Below are 26060 nucleotides of genomic sequence, written 5' to 3'. Positions count from 1 at the left end.
CCTCGCGGTACCCGGCGCGCACCAGGGCGGCCACCGTGCCTTCACCGCCGTCGGCCACCGGCATCGCCACCGCGCGGCCGCCCGCACCGGACACTCCGGACGCGACCGCGACACAGGCCTCCGCGGCGGTGAGACAGCCGCGGAACTTGTCCAGGCAGACCAGCACCGCGCCGTTCATCGACGTGCTCCGTCGATGTACGGGATCGTCTGCGGGCCTTCGGGAAGCACGCACAGGCGGGCACCAGGCCCTGCCGCCGCGAGGGCCTCGGCCACCGCAAGAGAGATGTCCGAGGTCTGCTCCAGATGCGCCGTGGCCAGGTCGGCGTCGCTGAGGTGCGACGTGTGCATGACCACCCGGCAGTCGGACTGGATGCGGGCCTGGATCTGCACCTGCCACTGGTCCGGCACGGTGACCTCCCGCGCGGAGATCTCCGCGAACAACGCCGCCGGCGAGTCGGCGGAAGCGAGCACCTCGCGGTACGAACCGTGGTCGGGAAAACCGTCGCGGCACTCGGCCGCGCACACGATCGTGCCGCCCGGCTTGACCACCTGGTAGGCGGCCGACATGCCCTTCACCGACTGGTACAGGTTCTGGTCGAGCGGAAAGCCGGAGTTGGTCGTCACCACCACGTCGAAGTGCTGGGGCACAGGCTGCATGGCGACCTCACGAGCGGTGCGCACGGCCGCGGCGTGCATCGCCCGCAGGTCGCCGCCGAACGCGGCGACGACCTCCTTGTTCTGGTTGAGGACCACGTCGAAGCCGAACGTCACGCCGGTGGCGGCCGCGATGGCGCGCACGTCGTCGTGCACCGGGTTGCCCTCGATGACGCCCCACGTCGCCCGCGGGTGCCCGATCCGGTACGCGTCGTGCAGCACCAGCACCGTTTCCAGTGCGGCGAGGCCGGGCGCGACCAGCTTCGGCCCGCCGGAGAACCCGGCGAAGAAGTGCGGTTCGACGAAACCGGTGGTGATGCGCACGTCCGCGGCGACCCATTCGCTGTTGAGCCACACCGGAACACCCGCGCCGAGCTCGCCCATCCACGTCAGGCTGCCGCGGTCGCGAGCGTCGTGGTTGACGATCCGCACCGTGTCGACCACCTCGTCGCCGAACATCTCGCGCAGCTCGGCCTCGGAGTTGCCGCGGTGCGTGCCGGTCGCGACCAGCACCACGACGTCGGCGAGGTCGACCAGTCCGTCGAGCTCCTCCAGGATCGCCGGGATCATCAGGTGCCTGGGTTGTGGCCGCGTCCCGTCGCAGGCGGAGATGGCGACGGTCTGACCACGGCGCACGCGGTCCCGCAACGGCTGGCCCGCGACCGGGGACCGCAGTGCCCGGCGGAGGACCTCCCGCGGCGGTTCGGTGACCCGGTGGTGCTTCGGCGCCACGACCGTGGTCACCGCCGGGTCGACGTGCAGGTCCAGTCCCGTTTCGCCGTAGGCGAGCCGGACGGTGCGCATCAGCTCTTCCCCAACCGGTAGACGCGCTCGGCCGTGCCACCGAGAACCTGGCCGCGCTCGGCGGCGGAGAGACCGGCGACCAACTCGTCCGCGGCGGCAAGCACCTCGCCGTAGGAGGCCGCGAGCAGGCAGACCGGCCAGTCGGTGCCCACCATCAGCCGGTCCGGCCCGAACGCCTCCAGCGCGACCTCGGCGTAGGGCCGCAGCTCGTTGACAGTCCACTGTGGACCGGCCTCGGTCACGAGACCGGACAGCTTGGCGGACACGTTCGGTTCGGCGGCCAGCGCCGCCAGATGCGTCGCCCACGGCTCCAGCGACCGGCCGGCGATGTGCGGTTTGGACAGATGATCCAGCACGAACACCAGGTCCGGCACCATTCGCGCCGCCACGACCGCCGCGGGCAGCTGGTGCGGACGGGTCAGCACGTCGTAGGCCAGCCCGGCGTCGCGCACCGCGCGCAGTCCCGCGATCACACCGGGACGCATCAGCCAGTCCGGGTCGGGCTCGGACGTGCACCAGGTGCCGGATGCCGACCAGCCGGTCGCCTCCCGGCCCGGTGCGCAGCCGGTCCAGCTGCTCCGCCACGTCCGGCGCGGTGAGGTCGACCCATCCGACGACCCCGGCGATCAGGTCGGACTTCCCCGCCACAGCAAGGAACTCCGCCGTCTCGTCGATGTCGTTCAGCACCTGGACCAGCACCGTGGCGTCCACCCCGGCCGGTCCGGTCACCGCACGCAGGTCCGCGGGCCCGAAGTCGCGCCGGATCACCTTCAGGTCCGGCCCGTCGAGCCAGTCCTGCGGCCGGGCCGGGAGGTCCCACAGGTGGTGGTGGGCGTCGATCCGGCGCATCGCGGTCATGCCTGACCGACCCACTGCCGCTGCACGCCCAAACGGTCGATGCCGACCTCGATGGTGTCGCCCGCGCGCAGGTACTCGAAGTCGTTGACCCCGAGCGCCACACCCGCCGGCGTGCCCGTGTTCACCACGTCACCGGGTTCCAGAACCATGAACTGGCTGAGGTACCAGATGATGTGGTGCACTCCGAACAGCATGTTCTTGGTGTTGCCGTCCTGCCGGAGCTCGCCGTTGACGCTCAGCCTCAGGCCGAGTGCCTGCGGATCGCCCATCTCGTCGGCGGTGACCAGCCACGGCCCCAACGGGTTGAACGTCTCGCACGACTTGCCCTTGGTCCACTGTCCGCCACGCTCGATCTGGAACTCGCGCTCGCTGACGTCGTTGGAGATCGCGTAACCGGCGATCACCGCCGCGGCGTCGTCCGGGCTCTCCAGGTAGCGCGCGGTGGCACCCAGCACGACGGCCAGCTCCACCTCGTAGTCGGTCTTCACGCTCGCCCTGGGCACCAGCACGGTGTCGTTCGGCCCGATGACCGTGTTGGTGTTCTTCATGAACACCACTGGCTCGCTGGGCGGTTCCGCCGCCGTCTCGGCCGCGTGGTCGGAGTAGTTGAGCCCGATGCACACCAGGGCACCGGGGCGGGCGACCGGCGCACCGATCCGCAGCCCGGTGATGTCCAGCTCCGGAAGACCTGTCAGGGCGTCGCGCACCCGCGCCACGCCACCGCCGGCCAGGAAGTCACCGTTGATCTGACTCGTCAAGGGACGCAGGTCGCGTGCATGGCCGGCCTCGTCCAGCACCACGGGAACCTCGGTGCCGGGATCGCCCACTCGCAGCAGTCGCATTGCCGTTCCTCACTCCGTTCGAGTCGAAGCCGTTTCTGGGCCGTTCTGGGTCACGGGACCGGTACGCCGGCGTCGAGCAGTCCTTCGTCGCGCAGTTCTGCCCACAGCTTCGGAGGAAGCGGTACCGAGAGCGCCTCGACGTTCGCGCGAACCTCGGCCTGGGTGCGGGCGCCGATGACGACGCCGGTCACCGCCGGGTGCCCGAAGGGGAACCACAACGCGGCGGCAGGCAGCGTCGTGCCGTGCCTCGCGCAGACCGCGGCGATCCGCCGGGCGCGGCCCACAACGTCCGCGGGCGCGGTCCGGTAGTCGTAGGTGGCGTCGTCCGGCACGTCCTGCCGGGCCAGCAGACCCGAGTTGAAGAGTCCAGCGGCGAGCACGTCCACTCCACGCTCGGCGCACAGCGGCAGGAACTCGGCCAGCGCGGGCTGCTCCAGCAAGGTGTAACGACCGGCGAGCAGAACAAAGTCCACATCGGACTCACGCACGAACCGCGCGAGCATCTGCCACTGGTTCATGCCGGCCCCGATCGCGCCGATCACGCCCTGCTCGCGCAGCTCTGCCAGCGCGGGCATCGCCTCGCCCACCGCCTGGTCCCAGTGGTCGTCCGGGTCGTGGAGGTAGACCACGTCCACCCGGTCGAGCCCGAGACGGTCGAGCGAGGACTCCAGGCTGCGCCGCACGCCGTCCGCGCTGAAGTCCCACTCGCGGCGCAGCGTTGCCGGAACCGCGAAGCCCTCGGGGTCCGGCCCCGCTCCATCGGGATCAGGCACCAGCAGCCGCCCGACCTTGGTGGACAACACGAACTCGTCGCGCGGACGGTCCTTCAACGCGGCACCGAGGCGTCGTTCCGCCAGTCCCAGCCCGTAGTGCGGAGCGGTGTCGAAGATCCGGACGCCGGCTTCCCACGCCGCGTCGACCACGGCGCGGGCCTCGTGCTCGGTCACCTCGGTGTACAGGTTGCCCAGCGGCGAGGTGCCGAGCCCCAACCGGCTGACGGCGTCAGCCACGGGGACGCAACCGCAACGCGTCCATGCCGCCGTCGACGGCGAGCACGGTCCCGGTGGTCGAACCCGACAACGGGCTGGCGAGGTAAGCGATCGCCCCGGCGATCTCGTCGGCGCTCACCAGCCGGCCGTGCGGCTGCCTGGCCTCCAGCGCCGCGAGCTCGGCCGCCGGATCGGGAGCCGAGTCGAGAAGCCTGCGCACCCACGGGGTGTCGGCGGTGCCGGGCGCGACCGCGTTCACCCTGATGCCCTCACGGATGTGGTCGGCGGCGAGCGCCCGCGTGAACGCGTGCACCGCGCCCTTGCTCGCCGAGTAGACCGCCCGCTGCGGCAGGCCGGCGGTTCCCGCGATCGAACCGGTGTTCACGATGGCGGCGGCACGGGAGTTCCGCAGGTGCGGCAGGCAGGCGCGGGCCACCCTGGCCATCCCCACCACGTTGACGTCCAACACCTTGAGCCACTCGTCGTCGGTCGCGGCGGCCACGTCACCCTGTGCGCCGATCCCCGCGTTGTTCACCACGACGTCGATGCCACCGAAGTGCTCGACCACCGCCGCCACGGCGTCGCGGACGCTCTGGTCGTCCGTGACGTCCGCGCGCACGAACAACATCTCCTCCGGCAGGCCGTTCGCCGCCAGGTCGAGCACAGCGACCCGCGCACCGCGGCCGGACAACAGCTCGGCCGTGCTCCGGCCGATGCCCGAGCCACCACCGGTGACCAGAGCCACCAGCCCGTCGAAGTCACCCATGACCCATTCGCTCCGTTCGTCGACTGCTTGCAGGGATCTGACGCGCGTCGCAACCGCACCGCGTGGACGGAACCCTTGTCCGCCAACCGATGCGCGACGTCAGCGAACTAACGTTCCAGGCGCTCGGGGTCTCCCGCGTCACTGCGACGCACGAGCCAGGCTTCGGTGATGTGGGCGAACATGGCCGCGGCGGCGCCGTCCGGGTCGTGTGCCGCGATCCGCTCGCAGATGCGGCGGTGTCCCCGGTTCGAGGCCACGCACAGGTCGCGATCGGTTCTGCCCATGTAGCTGGCGGTGTTCACGACCTGACTCTCCAGTGCTCGCACAACACCCCTGGCGATCCGGTTGCCGGAAGTCCGCATGATCGTGTCGTGGAAGACCCTGTCCTGTTCACGATAGGCGATGGGGTCGTCCACCAGCTGGTCCATGAGATCCACGAGAGCGCGCAGCTCGTCGACGGTGTCCTGGCCGGCGGTACGAGCGGCGACCAGAGCCATGTCGGACTCGAGCAACCGGCGGGTGACCACCAGGTCGTCGAGGACACCCAGCGTCTCGTCCTCGGCGACGACGGCCCCGAGGACGAGCTCGTCGAGCACGTTCCACATCGACGGCGGGGTCACCAGGGTGCCCGCACCCTGACGCACCTGCACCAAACCCTTCTCCTGCAGGACTTTCATCGCTTCGCGGATGACGGTCCTGCTCACCGAGAAGGTCTCGCACAGCACCGGTTCCGGCGGTAGCGAGGTGCCGGAGGGGTGATCGCCGCGCACGATCCGTTCCACGAGCTCGGTGGTGATCGCCCTGGCCAGGTTCGCCGGCCGGCGCGCCCAGTTCGGGGCGGCGAGCGCGCTCACGGCCGCGCTCGGTTGCTGGCCTGATGCCGTCATTCTTCCTCCGGTTGCGCCCCACTCGCTGATGCGGCGGAGCGTGCGGCCGAGTGTACCGACAATCGGGCGTTGACGTAATACGTCATACGAATTACGTTCAGCACCACTTCGTCGGGCCGTTCGCCGCCCGGCCACCGTCTCGGGAAGTGAGCCAGCAATGAAGCAGCGCACACTGTGGTCTGTCGCCCTGGTGGTGGGACTGACGCTGACAGCGGGTTGCGGGAGCGCGGCCGGGCCGGGCTCCTCGTCCGGCGGTTCGGCCGACAAGCTCGTGGTCTGGGACTGGAAGTCCGGTGACCCGAAGGCGGCAGGCTACGTGGAGAAGGCCAAGGCCGACTTCGCCAAGAAGCACCCCGGCGTGAAGGTCGAGTTCGTGGCCCAGCCGTTCGACCAGTACTACACCCTGCTCGGCGCGGCGATCCAGGCAGGCAAGGGGCCCGACGTCGTTCTCTTCAACGGCGGCGGGCAGATCCGCGACAGGGCCGACGCGCTCGCCCCGCTGGACTCCTACGTCGCCGACGACAAGCAGCGGCTGGCCGGCTGGGACGCGTTCACCAAGGACGGCAAGGTTTTCGCCGAGCCGGTGACCCTGCAGGGGCACCCCATCTACTACAACAAGGACCTCTACCAGAAGGCCGGCCTCAGCCCCGATGTTCCAGCCAAGACGTGGGACGACTTCGTCAAGAACTGCGGCGTCGTCTCACAGAAGACCGGTGCGAAGTGCTTCGCGCAGGGGAACAAGGAGGGCTACGGCATCCAGTTCTTCCTGTCGGCCATGGGATCGGCGGTTCTGACCCCGCAAGAGTACGACGACTGGATCGCCGGTAAGCGCAACTGGTTCTCGCCGGACGTCAAGCGGATCTTCGAGCTCTGGAAGCAGACGGGCGACGCCGGGCTCAACAGCGACGGCGCCAACTCCACCGCGATGTTCAACGACGCGTTCGGGCTCTTCAACTCCGGCAAGGCCGCGAACGTCATCGGCCTGATGTCCGACGTCGGGCACTGGAAGGACTTCGCCGAGTTCCTCACCCCGGAGAAGGTCGGCGTCATGCAGGCGCCGGTGGTCAACCCTGCGGCGAAGCCGAGCCTGGCCTACGACGGCGGCATCGGCTACGCGGTCGCGAAGTGGACCAAGGACCCGAAGGTCGCCGCGGACCTGGTGCGCTCGCTGACCTCGACCGACGCCCTGAAGGCGTTCTACCTCGACGGCGGCGCCATCGCGTCCGACACGACGATCGACACCTCCGCGAGCGGCCCGGCCGTCAAGACGATCGTCTCGCAGGTGAAGTCCGGAAAGCCCGCCCTGCACGTCGCCCTGTCGTCCAAGACGCTCGACCTCATGGGCCGTCTCTCCCAGCAGCTGCTCAGCGGATCGGCCACAGTGGACGACGTGGTGCAGCAGCTGGCTGCCTCCGACAAGACGGGCTGACGACGTGGCGGCACCTTCCCTTTCTCCCGCGGGCCAGGCTGCGGCCGGGCCCGCAGGGGGGACCGCGCGCATCCCCCGGCGCAACCGCGCAGGGGGACGTGCCGAGCGCTGGGCTCCCCTGGTCCTCGTGGCACCGGCCGTGCTGATCATCGTCGGGCTGCGGCTGTGGCCGCTGGTGCTCGGGGTCAACTTCTCCTTCACCGGTGACGGCGACCGCAACGGCGTGCTGGTCGGCCTCGACAACTACCTGACCCTCTTCAGTGATCCGCTGTTCCTCACCGCGTTGCGCAACGTCGGCCTGCTCGTCCTGCTGCTGCCGGTGGCGGTGGCGATCCCCGGACTGCTCGCCACGTTCATCTACCTGCGGGTGCCGGGACATCGGCTCTACCGCGGCGTCTACTTCTTCCCCGCCGTGCTCTCGCCGGTGATCGTCGGCGCGATCTTCAACCTGCTGCTGGCCTTCGACGGTCCGTTGAACGCGCTGCTCGGCGGTATGGGCATCGGGCCGGTCGACTGGCTCGGCGATCCCGATGTGGCGATCTTCGCGGTCGTCGGCGTGCACGTCTGGGGGACGTTCGGCATGGCGCTGGTCGTCTTCCTCGCCGGCTTCGCCACCCTCGACTCCTCACTGCTGGACGCGGCGAAGGTGGACGGCGCGTCACTGCCGCAGACGATCTGGCACGTCATCGTTCCCAGCCTGTCCCGCACGATCCAGTTCGTCTTCGTCACCACGATGATCGGCATGCTGACGTCGATGTTCGGCCTGATCTACGTGATGACCGGCGGCGGGCCGGAGGGGTCGACCTACCTGCCCGAGTTCTACGTCTGGATCCAGCAGGGGCGGATGAACCAGCCCGCGCTCGCCTCCGCGGCGTCCACCGCCCTGTTCCTGATCATGCTCGTGGTGGGACTCGCCCAGATCGGCATCCTTCGACGCGCGGGCAAGGAGGACTGATGTCCGGCACCCGGCTGACCAGATGGGTCGTCGCGATACCGATGGCCGCGCTCGCGCTGGCCACGATCTACCCCTTGGTCTTCACCACCAACGTCGCCATGAAGACCCGCCGCGAGTACGTCCTCGACCGGTTCTCCCCCGCCGACTCGCCCAGCTGGGCCAACATCGTCAAGGCGTGGACGAGCGTCGGGATGTCGAAGTACTTCTTGAACTCGGTGATCGTCGTGACGTGCTCGGTGGCGCTGCTGCTGTTGCTGGGGTCGATGGCGGGCTTCGCGCTCGGACGGCTGCGCTTCCGCGGCTCGTCGACCCTCTTCCTCGCCATGCTCGCCGCGCTGTTCATCCCGTTCCAGGTGATCATGGTTCCGCTCGCGCGGATCATGGCGGACACCGGCCTCATCGACACCTATCCGGGACTGATCCTCGCGTACGTGGCGCAGTTCCTGCCGTTCACGATCTTCTTGCTGACCAGTTACTACTCGACCGTGCCGCCGGAGATCGTCGATGCCGCGCGCATCGACGGCAACACGGTGTACGGGGTCTACTGGCGGATCATGCTCCCGATCGGCGCTCCTGCGCTGCTGTCGGTCGGCGTGCTCAACGCCCTGTTCTGCTGGAACGACGTGCTCATCTCCCTGCTGATGATGCCGTCGGCTGAGAACCGCACGCTCATGGTCGGGGTCACGTCGTTGCGCGGCCAGTACTCCGACGACATCCCCACGTTCGCGTCCGGCGTGCTGATCGCCGCGATCCCCGTCCTCGTCGTCTACCTGTTCCTGCAACGACAGATCGCCGACGGGGTCACCGCCGGGTCCACGAAGGGCTGACATGCGCATCACTGGTCTGCGGACCCTCACCACCGTCCAGGACTGGGGCCGTGTGGTCGGCGACGCCAACGGCGTCTACACCGACGGCCTCGTCCGGGTTCCGATAGTCGTCGTGGAGACCGACGCCGGCATCACCGGTGTCGGTCTCGGACCGCACGTGGAGATCGAGACCGTCTTCGCCGCCATCGAGGGCGAGGACCCGAGGTGCGTCACCGCCCTCTACGACCGGATGCTGCGCCGGATGTTCAAGGCGGGCCACGCCGGCGCGGTGTTCGGCACCATCGGCGCCCTCGACACCGCGCTGTGGGACATCAAGGCGCAGGCGGCGGGAGAACCGCTGTGGCGGCTGCTCGGCGGACGCGACCGCCGCGTGCCCGCCTACGCCTCGGGTCTGGACATCGCGCTGGACGACGACGAGTTCGTTGCGGTGTACCAGAACTACGCCGACCACGGGCTGCGCGCGGCGAAGATCAAGGGAGGTCTCGACGTCGAGCGGGACCGGCAGCGCCTGGGCCTGGTCCGCGACGTCCTCACCGACGCGGGCCACGGTGCGCGGCCAAGCCTGATGCTGGACGTGAACGAGACCTGGACGCGCAAGCAGGCGGTCCGCCACGTCGGCGAGCTCGAGGACACTCTCGACCTGACCTGGATCGAGGAGCCGGTCCGGCGCTGGGACGTGGAAGGGCACGCAGCGGTCGGCCGCGGCGTCCGCGCCTCGGTCGCCACCGGGGAGAACCTCACCGGGCTCGAACAGCACCGCCCGCTCATCACGGCAGGAGCCGTCGACATCGTCCAGACCGCAGCGGTCTGGGGCATCACACACTTCCTGCGGGTCGCCGTTCTCGCCCACGCCCACGACCTGCCGGTCAGCCCGATCGGCACCACGCCGGTCGGTCTGCTGCACGCGGCCACGTCGGTGCCCAACCACCTGGTCAGCGAACTGCAGGACTTGCGGCCACCACTGGGCGTCTCCCTCGACCTGCACGTCGAGGACGGGGCCTACGTGCTCGGCGACAGTCCCGGCCTGGGCGTGCGCATCGACGAGGAGAAGATCGCCGCGTCGAGCCATCTCCTCCCCCACCCGGCGTCCGGAGGTTCGCACATCCGGCCCGAACGCGCGGGGCACCGCCTGCACGCCGTCGAGCCGGACGCCGACAGCGCCACAGTCAACGCATAGGCAGAACCGGCTTTCACAGGAGACCACAATGGACGGTCCACAGCGCTACGGCATGGTGATCCGGCTGCGCCCGGAGCGACGCGAGGAGTACCTGCGGCTGCACTCCGCGGTCTGGCCCGCCGTCGAACAGACCATGCTCGACGCGAACATGCGCAACTTCACCATCTTCCTGCACGGCGACCTGCTCTTCGGCTACTACGAGTACCTCGGGGACGACCACGACGCCGACCAGGCCCGCATCGCCGCCGACCCTGAAACCCAGCGCTGGTGGACTTTCACCGACCCGTGCCAGGAGTCCCTGGCACCGGCCGGGTCCGGACACCGGTGGGCGCCGATGCAGGAGGTCTGGCACCTGCACGACCCCAGGGCGTCCTGACCGGCCGGTGCCGGGGATCAGTGCTCCAGCAGGGAAACGCTGGTGCGATAGCCGGAGTCGCCGGCGTACGGCACCCGGCGGTCGATGCCGATGGTGACGGAGACGTCCTTTCCTGCGATGTCACCGGTCGGGAAGTACCGGCTCGGGATCAATCCACCGGGGCACCAGCTGCGGGGGTTGCTGGTGGTGTTGTTGCGGAAGATCCCCGGGTTCCCGTCCGGGCTGTACTGCTCCAGGCTCGCGCAGTCCACCGCGGTGGAGAACGAACCGACCCTGGTGCCGTTCACCGACACGGTGACCGTGGTGTTGGAGTACTCCTCACCGCCCGCCACCGAGCCGTAGCCGGCGATCACCAGCGCGATGTCGCCGCGGTTGCCGGCCGCGGTGTGCGCGACCGGGCCCGCGGTGATCGAGTTGGTGGTCTCACGGACGCCGGAGATCATCCCCGCGACGTCGTGATCCCGCGCGGTCAGCGTCACGGTGGAGATCAGCGACATCGAGTACTTGAAGCCGATCGCCCTGAACTCCGGGGTGACCTCGGGATGCGAGTCGCACGGATCACCGCGGTACGGGTTCGAGCCGCCGCCGATGCCGAGGTAGACGTCCTTGTCCGGGTCTGCCAGCGCACCCGCGTACGGTCCGAGGTCGGCGTCCGGGAAGGTGTAGTTCGCCTTGGCACCCCGCCAGTAGTTGCTGAACGGGGTGATGAAGTCCTGCAGGGTCACCCTCGGCGTGGTCGCGGTCGGTGTGGTGCCCTTCGGCACGGCAACGTAGAACACCGTGCCGATCCGGTCGTAGTTGTCGCACTGCGCGTGATAGCTCACTCGCACCCGCAGGTCGTCACCGATCAGCGTTTTCTCCGTGTCGGTCAGCTTTCTGGCGAACTCGGTGCCCCGGTTCCACATCAGCACGCCGGCGGGTGGGGTGTAGCCGACCGGGTCGCCGCTGGTGTAGATGCCGAACTGCGGGATGTGGTCGAACACCGTGATGGTGCCGCCGCCAGGGGTGCCGCTGCTGGTGCCGTAGACCTCGAACTCGTAGATCCGCGCGGCCTGGTCGGTGCTCTGAGTCGGTGTGGTGACAACGAGTTTCGCGTAGCGGGCGTTGGTCGCGGCGATCGAGTGCGTCGTCGTGTTCGCGGTGTTGTCCGTGACAGTCACCGGAGTGGTCCACGTGCTGCCGTCGGCGGACAGCTGAATGCCGAACGCCTTGGTGTTGTACATCGCCGGCTCGCCGCCGGCGCCCGCGTGCTTGACGGTGAAACCGGTGATCGACGCGGGCACGCCGAGGTCGACCTGAAGAAACTTGCTGCCTGCCGTCGAGCACCACTTGTCGCTGTTGCCACCGGTGACGCTGCCGTTGACGGCCTTCTCCGGCCCTTCGGCGCTCGCACACGCGGCGGAACCCGTGGCCGGTCTGTTCAGCGCCAGGTTGGTGGCGGCCGCAGTCGCGACCGGCGAACTGGCGATCAGGGACAAGGTGAGCACGCTCAACGACACGAGCGCCTGGGGCGCCTTCATCCGAACCGTCATGCAGACCTCGATGAGTTCGCAGGGGAGGCTTGTCTCGTGCCGATGCTGCCGAACATTTCCCGGTGTCTGCCAGACCCGTTCGTCTGCTGACAACAGCACGACAACCGCGCTACAACAGCACGCCTGTACTTCTTCGGTCCCAGACCACAACCGAGGGAGGACACGGTGAAAACCAAGTTGGCGGCGATACTGGCCGGGTTGCTGGTGGTCGTGACGCTCGGCGTGCCGGCGGCGAGTGCCACGCCGTACTACCGCGACGTCTACGTGCGCGACAACGTCAGCGACGTGGGCAACGAGCCCAGCGTCGGCAGCATCTACTTCAGCCCGGACATCAAGGTGTGCTGGACACCGGTGCCCTGCGCGGTGTCGAAGAAGCCGATCGTGGGAGCGGACAACTACGTCTTCATCACGTTGCGGCGCAAGCCCGGCGCCTTCGGCACCGTGGACGGCGGCCTCCACCTGTACCGCAGCAACCTCGGCGGCGGGACGGCGTGGCCCGGCGGCTGGACCTACATCGGCGGCGCGGGTACGAGTGTGCCGGCGGGCGGCACCACGGTCATGATCACGTGGCCCGGCTGGAACGTGCCAGGTCCTGCGCACTTCTGCCTGCTCGCCAGATGGGTGTCGGCCGCTGATCCGATGACGGTGGCCGAGGGCGCCAACACGCAGCTCAACGCACAGCGGAACAACAACATCGCGTGGCGCAACGTCGACTCCGTGCGGGTGTACCCGTTCAGACCGATCCGGGTGCCGTACACGATCGGCAACCCGGAGCCGTTCGACACCAGGCAGAGCCTGATCTTCGAGCAGTCCGAGCGGCCGTTCGCGGGCACGGTGACGATCGACCTCGGACGGGAGCTCGCGGCACGGTGGCGGGCTGCCGGGCAGAAGGGCACCGGGGTGAAACCCGTGGGTGAGACAGAGGTCCAGATCGTCGAGCCCAAGTTCGCCCGCATCGACGGGCTGGCGCTCAAGGCCGGTGAACGCGTCGAGACCGGGCTGACGTTCGCGACCGAGGTGGACGCGGATCCCGCCGTCCTGCAGGTGCACCAGGTCGACGCCCAGGGCGTGGACCTCGGCGGCGCGGAATACCGGATCAACGAGAAGGAATGAGTATCAGCCTCGGCGGGTCCGTCTCCGTTGAACGAAGACGGACCCACCGAGGGGGTTGTCAATGAAGACGATCATGGTGTTGTTACTGCTTCTGCTCGGAATCGTGCCCGCACAAGGAGCAGCGGAGTGCAAGCCTCCGGACTGTCCCATCGTCGTGGACGCGTACGACGGGCCGGTGCACGAGAGGGCAGGCACCTACGCCGCGGTGCTGAAGTCGCGCAACGGCGCGGCGAAGCAGAACGTCGAGGTGTCGTACAAGTTCGTCGACGGCACCGCGAAGCAGGGTGAGGACTACCGAGCCGAGCCGAGCGGAACGGTCACGATCAAAGCGGGTGCAGACCACGCCGAGGTGCCCTACACCGTGCTGCGCCTGGACGACCGGCAGAAGCAGTTCACCCTGCAGATCACCGCGGTGAAACCCGGCCAGATCGGCAAGAGCGTCGCCGTGTTCACGATCGCCGGCAAGAGGTGAACAGCGCCACGGCCTGAGCCCAGTGCCGAGCGGCCTCGGTCCACCGCCCGTACCGGCCCTCCAGGTCGGCGAACGTGCGGTGGACCTGGGCCTGGGCGAACAGGTCCGGCGCCTGGGCGCGGGCCGCCAGTGCGGCCGCGAGGTGATCACGGGCAGCGCCGAGGTCACCGAGTGCGCGCTCGGCCTCGCCGAGGTGGTGCAACGTCGACGCCTCGCGGTGCCGGTCGCCGAGCGCGCGGCACACCGCGAGTGCGCCGGCCAGGCATTCCCGTGCCACGGCTGGATCTCCGAGCGCGAGCTGAGTGACGCCGAGACCGATGAGCGCGTCCGCCTCGAAGCGGTGGTCGGTGACCTCGCGGCTGATCCGCAGGGCGTCGCCGAAGTAGCGCAGCGCCGGTGCGAGATCGGCGAGCTGGTGGAAGGCGTTGCCCAGTGACATCAGCGTCGCCGCCTCCAGCCGCGGGTTCGCCTCGGCGCGGAACGTCTCCAGCGCCGCGAACAACGGCTCCACGGCCAGGTCCGGCCGGCCCATCCGGACGTACGTGTAACCGAGGTTGCGCCGGGCCAGCGCCACGCCCACCTCGTCGCCCGCGGCCCGGTGCACGCGTGTCGCCGCACGGTACGACTCCAGCGCCAGGTCGAACTCGCGCAGCTCCGAGTGCGCGTTGCCGATGTTGTTGTACAGCCTCGCTTCCCCGCGCAGGTCACCTGCCTCTCGTACCAGGACGAGCGCTTGTCGTTGCACCACCATGGCTTCGGCGATGCGTGAGGTCATCTGCAAGGCGATGCCGAGTCCGCGCAGCATTTCCGCCTCGGCACGCTGGTCGCCGAGCGCGCGGGCGGCCCTGACGGCGTGTTCGCACTGCTCGACGCGTGCCGCCCAGTTGCCGCGTGCCTCGAAGTAGCTCGTCAGCAGGTACGCCAGCTGCCAGGTCTCGCGCTGCAGGCCGGAGCGTGCCGCCAGCCGGATCACGTGCAGCACGTTGTCGCGTTCGGCGTCGAGGTGGGCGAGCACCTCGACGCGGTTCGCCGCGAACGGAAGGTCGTCGCAGTGCGGCCGCGTGACGAGGTCGTGGCGCGGATTGAGCACGTTGTTGGCCGCGTGGGCGATCGTGAGGTACCGGTCGAGCAGGCGTTCCACCCCGTCGCTGAGGTCGCCGCTCTGCCTGGCGAACAGCCGGATCAGATCATGCAACGCGTACCGGCCGTTCCCTGCCTCGCTGATGAGGTGCGACGCGACGAGCTCGTCGAGACCCGGTCCCAGTGCGTCGGCGAGGTCGGCGGAAAAGCTCGCACCGGGATGCTCGCCGAGCACCCGGAAAAGGCGCGCCGCCTGCGGACTCAGCGTGCGGTGCGCACTGGCGAACACGGTGCGGACCGTGCGGTCGTCCCCGTCGACGGCCAGCACGTCCAGCGGGTCGTTGCGGGTCAGTTCACGCACGAGGTCGGCGATCCGCCTGCCCGGCCGCACCGCCAGACGCGCGGCCGCGATGCGCAGCGCGAGCGGTAATCGTCCACAATGGACGACCAGGTTCGAGGTCGCGCCGGACTCCGCGCACACCCTTGGTGCGCCGAGAATGCCGGCCAGCAAGGCGTGTGCCTCCTGCTCGCTCAGCAGGCCGAGGCGCACGGTGTGCACGGCATGACGCGTGCCGAGAGCCGAGAGCGTGTCGCGACTCGTGATCAGCAGCAGGTTCCCCTGGTCGCCGGGTACCAGGGGCAGCACGTCCTGCGCGCGGCGCACGTCGTCCAGCAGGATGAGAACACGCTTGCCGTGCAACAAGGTCCGGTACAGCGTGGCCGGATCGACGGGGATCCGGTCCGCGGGGACGCCGAGGCTGTGCAGCATCTCGGTCAGCGCCTGGGCCGGAGTGAGCCGTTGCAGGTCCAGGAACACCTGCCCGTCGGGGAAACGATCGGCCACGCGATGTGCCCACTCGACCGCGAACGTGGTCTTGCCGACCCCTGCGACACCGGACACCACGACGATCGGTGGCAGCTCGGCGAGCGCCGCGAACTCGGCGGCGCGACCGGTGAAATGACCAGCGCGGGCGGGCAGTTGGGCGGGTCTGGTGCCGTGCAGTGCGGGATCGCGGCGGAGGATGGCGGTGTGCAGTGCGATGAGCTCCGGGCCGGGGTCGGCGCCGAACTCCTCGGCGAGCCGGGATCTGAGCTTGTGGAACTCCTCGAGCGCGTCGGCGTGCCTTCCGCCGAGGTGCAACGCCCGCATCAGCAGGCCGACGAGCCGTTCCCTGGTCGGGTGGCTCACCACCAGCCGTTCCAGCTCCTCTGCCGCGTTCTGGCGGTTGAGCCGGTCGGCCCAGTGCACCTCCAGCGCGGCGATCCGCTGCTCCCGCAACCGATCGATCTCCGCACGCCCCCACCCGAACAGCTCCGTGCCCGCCAGCGGCTCACCACGCCACAGGCTGAGGTCCTTGGTCCGTTCGAACCGCTCCGCGTCGACGGACGCGTCCAGCTGATAGCCGCCGGGCTTGGTCATGAGTGCGCCGGGCATACCGCAGTCGGCAAGTGCCTGCCGCACGCGCGCGACATAACTGTGCAACGACCGCACGGCCGTGCGCGGCGGATCGTCGCCCCAAAGCACGTCCACGAGACGGTCGACCGGGACCGGCGTGCCCGCGCGCAGTGCGAGCGCCGCCACGACGCTGCGTTGCCGGGCGCCGCTCAGCGCGGCCCGACCGTGCGGACCGCACACCTCGACCGGCCCGAGGATCCGGACCTCACCACGTGGTCCCCCCACATCCCGTACGTTAGCCTGCGGAATGCACTGGCGGCAGGGCTGATCCGCACCAAGTGCGGAACCCCGTGAACTGCCATGAGGATGACCCTCATGGCAGTTCAGCTGGGCGGGGCAGATCAGCCGGCCAGGGTCACCTGCCACTGCTGGCTGTTCGCGCCCGTGGCCGGGACCTGGAGGATCTGGTCACCCGCCGTGGTGGACGACCCGGACACACCGAGCACCCTTGCCGCTGTTGACGTTGCGGAGCTTGACGTACCCGTTGCCGGCGTCCACCAACTGCCAGCGCTGGTTGGCACCGTTGTTGTCGGCCCACTGCACAACGCTCGCGTTGTCAGCGGTGGAGGCACCGAAGGCGTCGATCAGCTGCCGCTCTTCTGGCTGGAGATCTCGAACGCGCCTCCGCCCACGGACTCGAACTTCCACTTCTGGTTGTCGGCGTTGCCGTAGCCCCACTGGATGATGTTCGCACCGTCCGATGTGGACCCGGCGGACACGTCCACCGCCATCCCGGGCGCCGGTCGTGACCTTCCTTCGCGGGAGCACGTGCCGGAGACCGGACGTGCCCCCGCGCGGCGTCACATGGTCCACCTCTGGGCTCCGGAGTCGTTGCAGCTCCACAACTGCAGCCGGGCTCCGGTCGCCGTGGAGCCGCCGGCGACGTCGAGGCACTTGCCGCCGATCCCAGTGATCGAACCGTTGGGCTGCAACGACCACTTCTGGTTCGCACTGCCCGAACAGGCCCACATGATCACACCGGTCCCGTCGGCCGACGAGCCGCCAGAGGCGTCCAGGCACATTCCTCCGTTGCCGGTGATCGCGCCGCCGGAGGCGGTGAGCGCCCACCGTTGCGCGGCACCGCGGTCGCAGTCGGCGATCTTCACCTGCGAACCGGACGTGGCCGCCGCGTCGAGGCAACGGCGTGCCGAAGGGTTCACCAGGGCCGTCGACCACTTCTGGGCGACCGAGGCGTTGCAGGTCCACAGCTGGATCACGGTCCCGTTGGTGGTGCCGGAGTCCTTGACGTCCAAGCACTTGCCACCGATCCCGGTGATCGAACCATTGGGCTGCAACGACCACCTCTGGTTCGCACTGCCCGAACAGGCCCACATGATCACACCGGTCCCGTCGGCCGACGAGCCACCCGAGGCGTCCAGGCACTTGCCGTCCTTGCCGGCCAACGCATTCGTTGCCGCGACGTACCGCCAGTCCTGCGACACGGCGTTGTTGCAGTCGAACAGCACCACGCGGGTGCCGTCAGTGCCGCTGCCGCCGACCGGGTCGAGGCAGCGACCGGCGTTCGGGTTGCGGATCGGGTTGGCCGGCGGCGATGTCACCGCGTTGGTTGCCCGGTAGGTGCGGCCGGCGACGGCGGTGAAGGTGATCCGGTCACCGTCGCGGGTGCCGCTGACGGCCTGCCCCGTCGAGGTGTCGGTGAGCGTGTACGCGCCGGTGAAGATCCCGCTGCGCAGTGTCAGGCCACCCGAGACAGCAGGCGTCGCGGTGAAGTCCACGCCGCCCGCTGTCGTCCAGGACGCGTCCACGGTGACGTTGCCACGAGCCTTCAGCCCGGTAACCGAGCCCGAGGTCCACCCGCCGGGCTTCGCGGGCAGGACGTGGACGTCGCCGTTCTGGCTCTGCAGCAGCATCTCGGTCATGCCGGCGGTCGCACCGAAGTTGCCGTCGATCTGGAACGGCGGGTGGGTGTCGAACAGGTTGGCCAGCGTGGAGTTCTTGAGCAGCTCGGAGAGCATCCGGTGGGAGTGGTCGCCGTCGAGCAGCCGTGCCCAGAAGTTGATCTTCCACGCCTTGCTCCACCCGGTTCCGCCGTCACCGCGCGCGTTCAGCGACACCTTCGCGGCCTCACCGAAAGCCGAGCCCGCCGCGATCTGCCGGCCGGGATGCAGCGCGTACAGGTGCGAGACGTGCCGGTGGTCGTCGGTCCGGCTGTCCAGGTCGGCCTTCCACTCCTGCAGCTGCCCCCACGAACCGACGCGCAGACCGGGGTCGAGCTTGTCCCGCGCGCCCTGCACCTGTGCGCGGAACGCGGCGTCCACACCGAGCTTGGCCGAGGCGGCGATGGTGTCGCTGAACAGACCCCACACGATCTGCTGCGCCATCGAGTCGCCCGCCGTGAAATCGCCGTGCTCCGGCGAGTACGACGGCGTGGCGACGAGCCTGCCGTCACGAGGGTCGGTGCGCAGGTTCGCCAGCCAGAACTCGCTCGCGCCCTTGAGCAGCGGGTACACCCTGTTCAACAGCGCCGGGTCCTGGCCGAACCGGTAGAGGTCGTAAAGCTGGGAGGCCAGCCAGCCGTTGGCCTCGGGGAACCAGAACGCGGTCGCCCAGTCGTGCACGCCGGTGTAGCCGAACGGGTTGGTCTCGTTCTGCACCAGCCACCCTCCGGTGCCGAACATGGTGGCCGCACTCACCTCACCCGGAGGTTTGAGCTGCTCGACGAACCGGACGTACGGCTCGGCCGTTTCCGCCAGGTTGGCCTGTGCGGCGTGCCAGTAGTTCATCTGGACGTTGATGTTCGTGTGGTAGTCCGACGCCCACGGTGGCGAGGTCGACTGGTTCCACACCCCTTGGAGGTTGGCAGGCAGCGACCCGGGACGAGAGGACGCGATGAGCAGGTACCGGCCGTACTGGTAGTACAGCGCCTCCAGCGCGCGATCGTCCGCGGAGGCGCCACCGGTGTAGGCGGCACGCAGGTCGTCGGTGGGCTTGTTCGGCATCACCTGGCCGATGTTCAGCTTCACCCGGTCGAACAACGCCTTGTGGTCCGCGACGTGCTCCGCCCGCAGCGTCGTGTACGACTTCGCCGCCGCGCCGTCCACCGCGGCCGTGACCGCGTTCCTGGGATCGGCGCCGCGATAGTTCGGATAGGTGTCGGCGTAGTTCGTTCCGGCGCCGACGATGAAGGTCGCGCTGTTCGCGCCCGACACCGTCACGGTGCTGCCGCTGCTGGTGACGGTTCCGCCGTCGGCGAGGACGCGGATCTGCGATTCGAAGATCATCCCGTTGTCGGCCAGGGTGCCGCGAATGGTCAGCCGGCCGTTCGCGGCGGACGCGGTGAAGTCGTTGCGCGGTGAGGTGTAGCGCAGGCTGAACGACACCTTTCCCTGCTGGTTCGCGCCCAGCCGTCCCACCATCACCTTGCCGGGATGACTGGCGAAGTACTCCCTGTCGTGGACCACACCGCCGTCGGTGTACCTCACCTTGGCGGTGGCGTCCCCGATGTTCAGCTCGCGGCGGTAGCCGGTGGACGTGCCGGACTGACCGGCCAGGTCCAGGTGCAGGTCACCGAACGTCTGATAGGCGCCGAACCCGGCCTTGGCCTGGCCGAGCTTGCCGGCCACCCAGTCCGGAGCGGCCTTGCCGTCCCGGTTGATGACGTCGACGACCTCCTGCAACGCTCCTGGACGCGCCGAGGTCCAGTTGCCGAAGTTGTACCCCGGCGAGCCCGGGCCACCTGTCCACAACGACTTCTCGTTGAACTGCAACCGTTCCGAGGACGCACCGCCGAACACCATCGCGCCCAGCGCGCCGTTGCCGATGGGCAGCGCGCGGCTCTCCCAGTCGGTGGCGGGCTCGTCGTACCAGAGGGTGTTGCCGTCCGGAGCGGCCTGCGCCGAAGCGACAGGGACGCCGGAGGACCGGAGCCCGACGCCCGTCGACGCGATCATCACCAACCCGGTGACCACGGCCAACAGCCGAGTACCCGACCTGAACCTGCCCACATCGCCCCCTTGCGATAGATCGGGGCCAGGCCGTGTGCCTGGCCCCGAGCCTGCCGTCGGTGGTCACGCTCCTCAGCTGATCAGCTGAGGCCGGCCATGATGGCGTTGATGACGCCCTGCTGGGTCACTGCGCGAGTGTTCCGGTTGAACAGGCCGAAGCCGTAGCGGCCGTTCACACCGTTGTCCCAGTAAACGGTTGCCGCGCCGTACTTCTTCGAGGTGGCGACGATGGCGCGGGCGAAGTCCGCGCGGTACCGGTTGTTCGACGAGTCGGCCGACGTCTTGTCGATCGAGCCGAACTCACCGACGACCACCGGGTATCCCTTCGTCACGAAGGTGTCGTACATCTTCTTCAACTGGGAGTCCAGGTAGTCCTCCTGTCCCCAGGTGGACTTCCTCGACGAGTCCGTCGCTCCCCGCCCCCACTGCGTGATCCGGTCGTTCTCCTCGCCGGCGAAGTCCCACGGGCTGTAGTAGTGGACGGAGATCATGATGCGCTTCTCGCCGCTCGGGATCGACGGGGACCGGTACCGGTCGCTCGGTATCACGAAGCCGTAGTTGCCGGCCGTGTAGTCGATGTTCGTGTTCCAGCCGGGGACCAGCAGCCACCTCGAGGAGTTGTTGCCGCCGGCCCTGCGCACGGTGTCCACGAAGATCTGGTTCCAGGCGTTGATGTTGGAGTAGCACGGCTGGGTCGGCTGGCCCCACGTGCCGTCGAAGTTCTCGTTCATCGACTCCAGGATCAGGCGCTGGTCGTAGTTCTGGAACCGTTGCGCGATCTGCTGCCAGACCTTCTGGTACTTGGCCCTGATCGTGGCCTGGTCGGACACGTCGCAGATCAGCCATGCGCCGCCGATGGTCTTGTAGCCGTCACCGTGCATGTTGATCACCACGTGCAGGCCGCGGTTGTAGGCGTAGTTGACGACCTCCTGGATCCTGTTCAACCAGGACGCGTTGACCGTGTAGTTCGGTGCGGGACCGATGTGGTTCAGGTAGGAGACCGGAATCCGGATCGTTTTGAAGCCGGAATCCCTCACCCTGTCGATCAGGGCTTGGGTGATGACCGGATTGCCCCATGCTGTTTCACCGGGGACGCCGTTCACCATGGCTTCCATCTGGTTGCCGAGGTTCCAGCCGGCGCCCATGGACGCGACGATCTGTGCGGCGTTCAGCTGTTGCACGGTATCGGCAGAGGACTGGCCGACCAGGCCAGAAGCGGACATCGCAGCAGTCAGCACGGCAGCAAGGAAACCGGTCCTGAACTTTCTCCCTTTTGCACCCACAGAGTTCTCCTCCGATTTTGAGCACGCCAAATCTCTCTTGCCGCATCGGCGGCTGCGGGACGTTAATCCAAAGTGACAGGCGCGACTCTCGGAGTCAACATCTGCGTCACAAAAGCCATTCGCGCGAGACTGTTCGACACGTTTCGACGAAATTCGAGTCGAAATGGTACGAGCGCCGATTCGGGCGGCTGCCGTCGAATTCGACTCAATTGGGGCGTGGACACCCGGCACGGGCCGCTGAGCAGCCCCGGCTCAGCCGTCGCGGCCCACGTGCTCGCGCAGCCACCGCTCGGTGGTGTTGATGTGCATCAGGGCTGCGGCCTGCGCCAGCGCGGCGTCCCGGTCCACCAGCGCTTGGAAGATCGCCTCGTGCTCGGCGAGGGTCCGGCTCGCCGCGTTGTCGTCGACCAGCCCGCGCCAGACCCTGCCACGGACCGTGCGACTGGAGATGCCCTCCAGCAGGGTCGTCAGCGTGGCGTTGCCGGTGGCGGCGACGACCGCGCGGTGGAACGCGGCGTCGTGGGAGTTGAGCAGCTCCACGTCGTCCCGCGCCGCGCGCATCGCGTGGAGGTGTTGTTCGACCTCGAAGAGCTCGCGGTCGGAGATGCGGGCCGCGGCGAGCCCCGTCGCGACCGGTTCGAACAATCTGCGCACCTCGGTGAGCTCCAGCAGGGTGTCGCCGCGCAACAGCTCCACCGCCGACGAGATGCCGCCGAGCAGCACCTCCGGTTCCAGGCTCGTCACGTAGGTGCCGTCACCGCGCCGGATCTCCAGCACCCGCGCGACCACCAGCGCCTTGACCGCCTCCCGCATGAGGTTGCGGGACAGGCCCAGCTCGGCCGCCAGCTGCTGCTCGGGCGGGAGCTTGGACCCCGGCGGGAGCTCACCCGACCCGATCAGGTCCCTGATGCGGCCGATGGCCTTGTCGGTCAGTGACATCCGCGCAGAGTAGCAACACATCCCATCTCTGCCGAAGAGATGGGATGTCACCTTCAGGGCACCACGGGCGGAGGAAGTGACCGCTAGCTGGCAATATCGTCGATTTCAGCGTCGAACAGCCCATCGGCCGTAGACAGCAGACACCGCGTCACCCTATAAATCCATCCCATGTCCGAGGCTTCGTCGTTGCGCCGCGGACACGCCGTTGACACACGACGAGGGGTGGTTGCGATGCCAGGTACACGCCTGCGAGGGAGCACCGGGCGATGACCGAGCTGATCACCGCGGTCGAGGCGGCCGACATCCGGTTCCCCACCTCTCGCGAGCTCGACGGTTCCGACGCGATGAACCCCGAGCCCGACTACTCGGCCTCCTACGTGACCATCCGCACGAGCGAGGGCGCGGAGGGCTACGGGCTCGCGTTCACCGTGGGACGCGGCAACGACGTCCAGGTCGCCGCCGTGCGCGCGCTGGCTCCCCTGGTCACCGGCCTGTCCGTGGACGACGTCCTCGGCGATCTCGGCGCGTTCTCCCGGCGGCTGACCGGCGACAGCCAGCTGCGCTGGCTCGGCCCGGAGAAGGGCGCCATCCACATGGCCGCCGCCGCGATCGTCAACGCGATCTGGGACCTCTACGGGCGCCGGGAGCAAAAGCCCGTGTGGCAGCTGCTTTCCGAGCTGACGCCAGAGCAGCTGGTCGATCTCGTCGACTTCCGCTACCTCGAGGACGCGCTCACCCGCGACGAGGCGCTCGACATCCTCCGGCGTGCAGAACCGGGTCGCGCCGCACGCACCGCTCACCTGTTGCGCCAGGGATATCCCGCGTACACGACCACGCCCGGCTGGCTCGGCTACGACGACGAGAAGCTCGTGCGGCTGTCCAGGCAGGCCGTCGCCGACGGGTTCACCCTGATCAAGCTGAAGGTCGGCGCCGATGCCGCCGACGACGTGCGCCGCCTGCGACTGGCGCGCGAGGCCGTCGGCCCCGGCATCAAGATCGCTGTCGACGCCAACCAGGCGTGGGGCGTGAGGCAGGCGATCGACTGGATGGCCGCGCTCGCGCCGTACGACCCGTACTGGATCGAGGAACCGACCTCACCCGACGACATCCTCGGCCACGCCACCATCCGCCGGGCCGTCGCGCCGGTGAAGGTCGCCACCGGCGAGCACACCCACAACCAGGTGATGTTCAAGCAGCTGCTGCAACTGGACGCGATCGACGTCCTGCAGCTCGACGCCAGCCGCACCGCGGGTGTCACCGAGAACGTCGCGATCCTGTTGCTGGCCGCGAAGTTCGGCGTCCCGGTCTGCCCGCACGCCGGCGGAGTCGGGCTGTGCGAGATGGTCCAGCACCTGGCGATGTTCGACTACGTGGCCGTCAGCGGTACCACCGAGAACCGCGTCATCGAGTACGTCGACCACCTCCACGAGCACTTCACCGACCCGGTGCACGTCCACGACGGCCACTACCTCACCCCGACGGCACCCGGCATCAGCGCCGAGCTGCGTCCCGCGTCCGTCGCCGCACACCGCTTCCCGGACGGACCGGTCTGGAACACGCAGGTCACCGCCTGAGCCTTGCACCTGATCCCGCCACCCGTAAGGAGATCCGCCGTGAACACCAGATCTCGCACCTGTCTCGGTCTCGTCGCGCTCCTCACCGCCGTCCTCAGCGCCTGCGGGTCCGCGGGCTCCGGGGCGGGCGGCGGGACGGTGGTCGGCGTCGACTACCCGCGGTCCGACACCGACTTCTGGAACTCGTACATCAAGTACACCCCCGAGTTCGCGAAGGAACTGGGCCTGGAGCTCAAGACCACGAACTCGCAGAACGACGTCGCCAAGCTCACCGCCAACGCCCAGACGTTCATCAGCCAGGGCGTCAAGGGCGTCGCGATGGCACCGCAGGACACCGCGGCCATCGCGCCCACCCTGGAACAGCTGGCGGCGAAGAAGATCCCGGTGGTCACGGTCGACACCCGGCCCGACAGCGGCAACGTCTTCATGGTGGTCCGGGCCGACAACCGGGCGTACGGCGAGAAGGCCTGCCGTTTCCTCGGCGCCAAGCTCGGCGGCAAGGGCAAGGTCGTGATGCTGCAAGGGGATCTGGCGTCGATCAACGGCCGCGACCGCACCGAGGCGTTCAACGACTGCATGAAGAGCAACTACCCCGGCATCACCGTGCTGGGCGAGGCCACGAACTGGGACGGCGCGGTCGCGGCGCAGAAGCTGCAGACCGACCTCACCGCCAACCCGGACATCAAGGGCGTCTACATGCAGTCCAGCTTCGCGCTCTCAGGAACGCTCCAGGTGCTCAAGCAGAAGGACCTGCTGGTTCCTCCGGCCGATCCCAAGCACGTGTTCATCGTGTCCAACGACGGGATCCCCGAGGAGCTCAAGAACATCGCCGAGGGCCACATCGACGCCACCGTCTCGCAGCCTGCCGACCTCTACGCCAAGTACGCCCTGCAGTACCTGAAGGCCGCGATCGACGGCAAGGCGTTCAACCCCGGCAAGACCGACCACGACAGCACGATCGTCCAGGTCCGCGACGGTCTGCTGGAAGACCAGCTCTCCGCTCCCCTGGTGACCGCGGACGGCGGCACGTTCGACGGCGTGCCCAGCCTGAAGCACGACGACAAGTCCTTGTGGGGCAACAAACTCAGCTGAGCGGGGGCCGGCATGGTCGCAACTCCGCCCGTCGTCGAGGCGACGGGAGTGACGAAGCGGTACGGGTCCACCGTGGCCCTGCACGAGGCCGCCATCAGAATCGACCAGGGGCAGACCCACGCGCTGGTCGGGCGCAACGGGGCGGGCAAGTCGACCCTGGTGAACGTCCTCACCGGACTGCAGGCACCGGACGAGGGCACCATCACGTTCGCCGGTGAGCCTGCTCCCCGGCTCACCGACCGCGACGCGTGGCGGCAGCGGGTCGCGTGCGTCTACCAGAAGTCCACGATCATCCCCGAGCTCACGGTCGCCGAGAACCTGTTCCTCAACCGGCACGACCACGGCCGCAGCGGGCTGATCAGCTGGAAGACCGTGCGCCGCAAGGCGAGGGAGCTGCTGGACACCTGGTCGGTCGACGTGGACGTGCGTCTGCCCGCCGGTGACCTGGACGTCGAGCAGCGTCAGTTCGTGGAGATCGCCAGGGCGCTTTCGTTCGGGGCGCGGTTCATCATCCTGGACGAGCCGACCGCCCAGCTCGACGCCGCCGCCATCACGCGGCTTTTCACCAGGATCCGCGAGCTCCAGCAGCAGGGCGTCACGTTCCTGTTCATCAGCCACCACCTGGAGGAGATCTACGAGATCTGCGACGTGGTCACGGTGTTCCGCGACGCCCGGCACGTCCTGACCACCGCGGTCGGCGAGCTGCCGCGGGCGGAGCTGGTGGCGGCCATGACCGGTGAGGCGGCGGCGGAAACCGATGGCACGCACCGCGCTCCGGACGCGGACGCCGCTCCCCGTGCTGGAGATGACAGGCGCGTCACTCGCCGGCGCGTACGAGGACGTCTCGTTGCGGGTCCGCGCCGGCGAGATCGTCGGCCTCGCGGGCGCAGCGAGCAGCGGCCGCATCGAGATCGCGGAGACGGTCGCGGGTCTGCGGGCGACGACGGCCGGCACGGTGGAGATCGCGGGCTCGCGGCCACGGCCGGGCAG

At 68.8% G+C, this 26060-nt stretch carries 22 protein-coding genes and 2 pseudogenes; 10 read left to right on the top strand and 14 right to left on the bottom strand.

Features of this window, described 5'->3' with window-relative positions; genetic code table 11:
• The 7 genes and pseudogenes from FXN61_RS28980 to FXN61_RS28950 form a co-directional block, all read right to left on the bottom strand.
• On the bottom strand, nucleotides 1-178 hold a 178-nt coding region (locus tag FXN61_RS28980), incomplete at its 3' end, for a glycerate kinase (RefSeq protein ID WP_167977177.1).
• Nucleotides 175-1437, bottom strand: a pseudogene (gene larA / locus FXN61_RS28975) (nickel-dependent lactate racemase); the annotation flags it as partial. The gene FXN61_RS28980 and the pseudogene larA, both read right to left, overlap by 4 nt.
• Nucleotides 1438-1457: 20 nt before the next feature.
• Nucleotides 1458-2316 (bottom strand): annotated as a pseudogene (locus FXN61_RS56550) (amidohydrolase family protein).
• The gene (locus tag FXN61_RS28965) at nucleotides 2313-3158 is read right to left on the bottom strand and encodes a fumarylacetoacetate hydrolase family protein (RefSeq protein ID WP_167977175.1); all 846 of its coding nucleotides are present in this window, start codon (nucleotides 3156-3158) and stop codon (nucleotides 2313-2315) included. Before FXN61_RS28965 ends, FXN61_RS56550 begins: the two are co-directional and overlap by 4 nt.
• A 50-nt stretch (nucleotides 3159-3208) precedes the next feature.
• Nucleotides 3209-4168 carry an aldo/keto reductase gene (locus FXN61_RS28960; protein WP_167977174.1) on the bottom strand — a complete coding sequence of 320 codons (960 nt, stop codon included), beginning with the start codon at nucleotides 4166-4168 and terminating at the stop codon, nucleotides 3209-3211.
• Complete coding sequence (locus FXN61_RS28955; RefSeq protein ID WP_167977173.1) at nucleotides 4161-4913, bottom strand: SDR family NAD(P)-dependent oxidoreductase; 753 nt, start codon at nucleotides 4911-4913, stop codon at nucleotides 4161-4163. Before FXN61_RS28955 ends, FXN61_RS28960 begins: the two co-directional genes overlap by 8 nt.
• A gap of 107 nt (nucleotides 4914-5020) precedes the next feature.
• Nucleotides 5021-5800, bottom strand: coding sequence for a FadR/GntR family transcriptional regulator (locus FXN61_RS28950; protein WP_167977172.1), 780 nt, complete (start codon nucleotides 5798-5800; stop codon nucleotides 5021-5023).
• A 157-nt stretch (nucleotides 5801-5957) separates the two neighbouring features.
• On the opposite strand from FXN61_RS28950, the gene FXN61_RS28945 reads away from it, so the two are divergent.
• Genes FXN61_RS28945 through FXN61_RS28925 form a run of 5 tightly spaced genes read left to right on the top strand, consistent with a single transcriptional unit; the run spans nucleotide 5958 to nucleotide 10564 of the window.
• Complete coding sequence (locus FXN61_RS28945; protein ID WP_167977171.1) at nucleotides 5958-7229, top strand: ABC transporter substrate-binding protein; 1272 nt, start codon at nucleotides 5958-5960, stop codon at nucleotides 7227-7229.
• A gap of 4 nt (nucleotides 7230-7233) precedes the next feature.
• Nucleotides 7234-8184 (top strand): carbohydrate ABC transporter permease, encoded by a 951-nt coding sequence (locus FXN61_RS28940; protein WP_312878067.1) that lies wholly within the window; start codon nucleotides 7234-7236, stop codon nucleotides 8182-8184.
• Entirely contained in the window at nucleotides 8184-9011 is an 828-nt protein-coding gene (locus tag FXN61_RS28935) for a carbohydrate ABC transporter permease (RefSeq protein WP_167977170.1), read from the top strand. Before FXN61_RS28940 ends, FXN61_RS28935 begins: the two co-directional genes overlap by 1 nt.
• 1 nt (nucleotide 9012) lies before the next feature.
• Nucleotides 9013-10188, top strand: coding sequence for a mandelate racemase/muconate lactonizing enzyme family protein (locus FXN61_RS28930; protein ID WP_167977169.1), 1176 nt, complete (start codon nucleotides 9013-9015; stop codon nucleotides 10186-10188).
• A gap of 28 nt (nucleotides 10189-10216) precedes the next feature.
• Nucleotides 10217-10564 carry an L-rhamnose mutarotase gene (locus FXN61_RS28925; protein WP_167977168.1) on the top strand — a complete coding sequence of 116 codons (348 nt, stop codon included), beginning with the start codon at nucleotides 10217-10219 and terminating at the stop codon, nucleotides 10562-10564.
• Nucleotides 10565-10581: 17 nt separating this feature from the next.
• Here the strand turns inward: FXN61_RS28925 and FXN61_RS28920 are convergent, their stop codons facing one another.
• Complete coding sequence (locus FXN61_RS28920; RefSeq protein ID WP_167977167.1) at nucleotides 10582-12096, bottom strand: discoidin domain-containing protein; 1515 nt, start codon at nucleotides 12094-12096, stop codon at nucleotides 10582-10584.
• Between the two features lie 165 nt (nucleotides 12097-12261).
• On the opposite strand from FXN61_RS28920, the gene FXN61_RS28915 reads away from it, so the two are divergent.
• Nucleotides 12262-13209: a hypothetical protein gene (locus FXN61_RS28915; protein WP_167977166.1), complete on the top strand. Its 948-nt coding sequence runs from the start codon at nucleotides 12262-12264 to the stop codon at nucleotides 13207-13209.
• Nucleotides 13210-13282: 73 nt separating this feature from the next.
• Nucleotides 13283-13681, top strand: a complete 399-nt coding sequence (locus tag FXN61_RS28910) for a Calx-beta domain-containing protein (protein WP_167977165.1) — start codon at nucleotides 13283-13285, stop codon at nucleotides 13679-13681.
• Here FXN61_RS28910 and FXN61_RS28905 read toward each other — a convergent pair.
• From FXN61_RS28905 to FXN61_RS28880, 6 genes are all read right to left on the bottom strand, one after another.
• Nucleotides 13659-16442 carry an AfsR/SARP family transcriptional regulator gene (locus tag FXN61_RS28905; RefSeq protein ID WP_312878066.1) on the bottom strand — a complete coding sequence of 928 codons (2784 nt, stop codon included), beginning with the start codon at nucleotides 16440-16442 and terminating at the stop codon, nucleotides 13659-13661. The two genes, FXN61_RS28910 and FXN61_RS28905, sit on opposite strands and share 23 nt — an antisense overlap.
• A 183-nt stretch (nucleotides 16443-16625) precedes the next feature.
• Complete coding sequence (locus tag FXN61_RS28900; RefSeq protein ID WP_312878065.1) at nucleotides 16626-16760, bottom strand: RICIN domain-containing protein; 135 nt, start codon at nucleotides 16758-16760, stop codon at nucleotides 16626-16628.
• A 41-nt stretch (nucleotides 16761-16801) separates the two neighbouring features.
• Nucleotides 16802-16948: an RICIN domain-containing protein gene (locus FXN61_RS28895; RefSeq protein ID WP_167977163.1), complete on the bottom strand. Its 147-nt coding sequence runs from the start codon at nucleotides 16946-16948 to the stop codon at nucleotides 16802-16804.
• Nucleotides 16949-17017: 69 nt separating this feature from the next.
• Nucleotides 17018-20182 (bottom strand): glycosyl hydrolase family 95 catalytic domain-containing protein, encoded by a 3165-nt coding sequence (locus FXN61_RS28890; protein ID WP_167977162.1) that lies wholly within the window; start codon nucleotides 20180-20182, stop codon nucleotides 17018-17020.
• Nucleotides 20183-20262: 80 nt separating this feature from the next.
• Nucleotides 20263-21420, bottom strand: a complete 1158-nt coding sequence (locus FXN61_RS28885) for a glycoside hydrolase family 5 protein (protein WP_312878064.1) — start codon at nucleotides 21418-21420, stop codon at nucleotides 20263-20265.
• 297 nt (nucleotides 21421-21717) lie between these two features.
• On the bottom strand, nucleotides 21718-22404 hold the full coding sequence (locus FXN61_RS28880; RefSeq protein ID WP_167977161.1) for a FadR/GntR family transcriptional regulator: 687 nt from the start codon (nucleotides 22402-22404) through the stop codon (nucleotides 21718-21720).
• 266 nt (nucleotides 22405-22670) lie between these two features.
• On the opposite strand from FXN61_RS28880, the gene FXN61_RS28875 reads away from it, so the two are divergent.
• The 3 genes from FXN61_RS28875 to FXN61_RS28865 form a co-directional block, all read left to right on the top strand.
• Complete coding sequence (locus tag FXN61_RS28875) at nucleotides 22671-23978, top strand: enolase C-terminal domain-like protein (RefSeq protein WP_167977160.1); 1308 nt, start codon at nucleotides 22671-22673, stop codon at nucleotides 23976-23978.
• Nucleotides 23979-24017: 39 nt separating this feature from the next.
• Nucleotides 24018-25070 (top strand): sugar ABC transporter substrate-binding protein, encoded by a 1053-nt coding sequence (locus FXN61_RS28870; RefSeq protein ID WP_167977159.1) that lies wholly within the window; start codon nucleotides 24018-24020, stop codon nucleotides 25068-25070.
• A gap of 12 nt (nucleotides 25071-25082) precedes the next feature.
• Nucleotides 25083-26060: ATP-binding cassette domain-containing protein (locus tag FXN61_RS28865; protein WP_246292138.1), on the top strand; the 978-nt coding region annotated here is incomplete at its 3' end.

This window comes from Lentzea indica (assembly GCF_012184385.1).
Taxonomy (GTDB): Bacteria; Actinomycetota; Actinomycetes; order Mycobacteriales; family Pseudonocardiaceae; genus Lentzea; species Lentzea indica.
This window is presented reverse-complemented; position numbering and strand designations above follow the sequence as displayed.

Excerpts from the sequence above, each read along its gene's own strand:
- FXN61_RS28950 (WP_167977172.1), bottom strand. The coding sequence starts at position 5,800 with ATGACGGCATCAGGCCAGCAACCGAGCGCGGCCGTGAGCGCGCTCGCC.
- FXN61_RS28955 (WP_167977173.1), bottom strand. The coding sequence starts at position 4,913 with ATGGGTGACTTCGACGGGCTGGTGGCTCTGGTCACCGGTGGTGGCTCG.
- FXN61_RS28920 (WP_167977167.1), bottom strand. The coding sequence starts at position 12,096 with ATGACGGTTCGGATGAAGGCGCCCCAGGCGCTCGTGTCGTTGAGCGTG.
- FXN61_RS28930 (WP_167977169.1), top strand. The coding sequence starts at position 9,013 with ATGCGCATCACTGGTCTGCGGACCCTCACCACCGTCCAGGACTGGGGC.
- FXN61_RS28925 (WP_167977168.1), top strand. The coding sequence starts at position 10,217 with ATGGACGGTCCACAGCGCTACGGCATGGTGATCCGGCTGCGCCCGGAG.
- FXN61_RS28910 (WP_167977165.1), top strand. The coding sequence starts at position 13,283 with ATGGTGTTGTTACTGCTTCTGCTCGGAATCGTGCCCGCACAAGGAGCA.
- FXN61_RS28895 (WP_167977163.1), bottom strand. The coding sequence starts at position 16,948 with ATGGCGGTGGACGTGTCCGCCGGGTCCACATCGGACGGTGCGAACATC.
- FXN61_RS28945 (WP_167977171.1), top strand. The coding sequence starts at position 5,958 with ATGAAGCAGCGCACACTGTGGTCTGTCGCCCTGGTGGTGGGACTGACG.
- FXN61_RS28935 (WP_167977170.1), top strand. The coding sequence starts at position 8,184 with ATGTCCGGCACCCGGCTGACCAGATGGGTCGTCGCGATACCGATGGCC.
- FXN61_RS28880 (WP_167977161.1), bottom strand. The coding sequence starts at position 22,404 with ATGTCACTGACCGACAAGGCCATCGGCCGCATCAGGGACCTGATCGGG.
- FXN61_RS28875 (WP_167977160.1), top strand. The coding sequence starts at position 22,671 with ATGACCGAGCTGATCACCGCGGTCGAGGCGGCCGACATCCGGTTCCCC.
- FXN61_RS28965 (WP_167977175.1), bottom strand. The coding sequence starts at position 3,158 with ATGCGACTGCTGCGAGTGGGCGATCCCGGCACCGAGGTTCCCGTGGTG.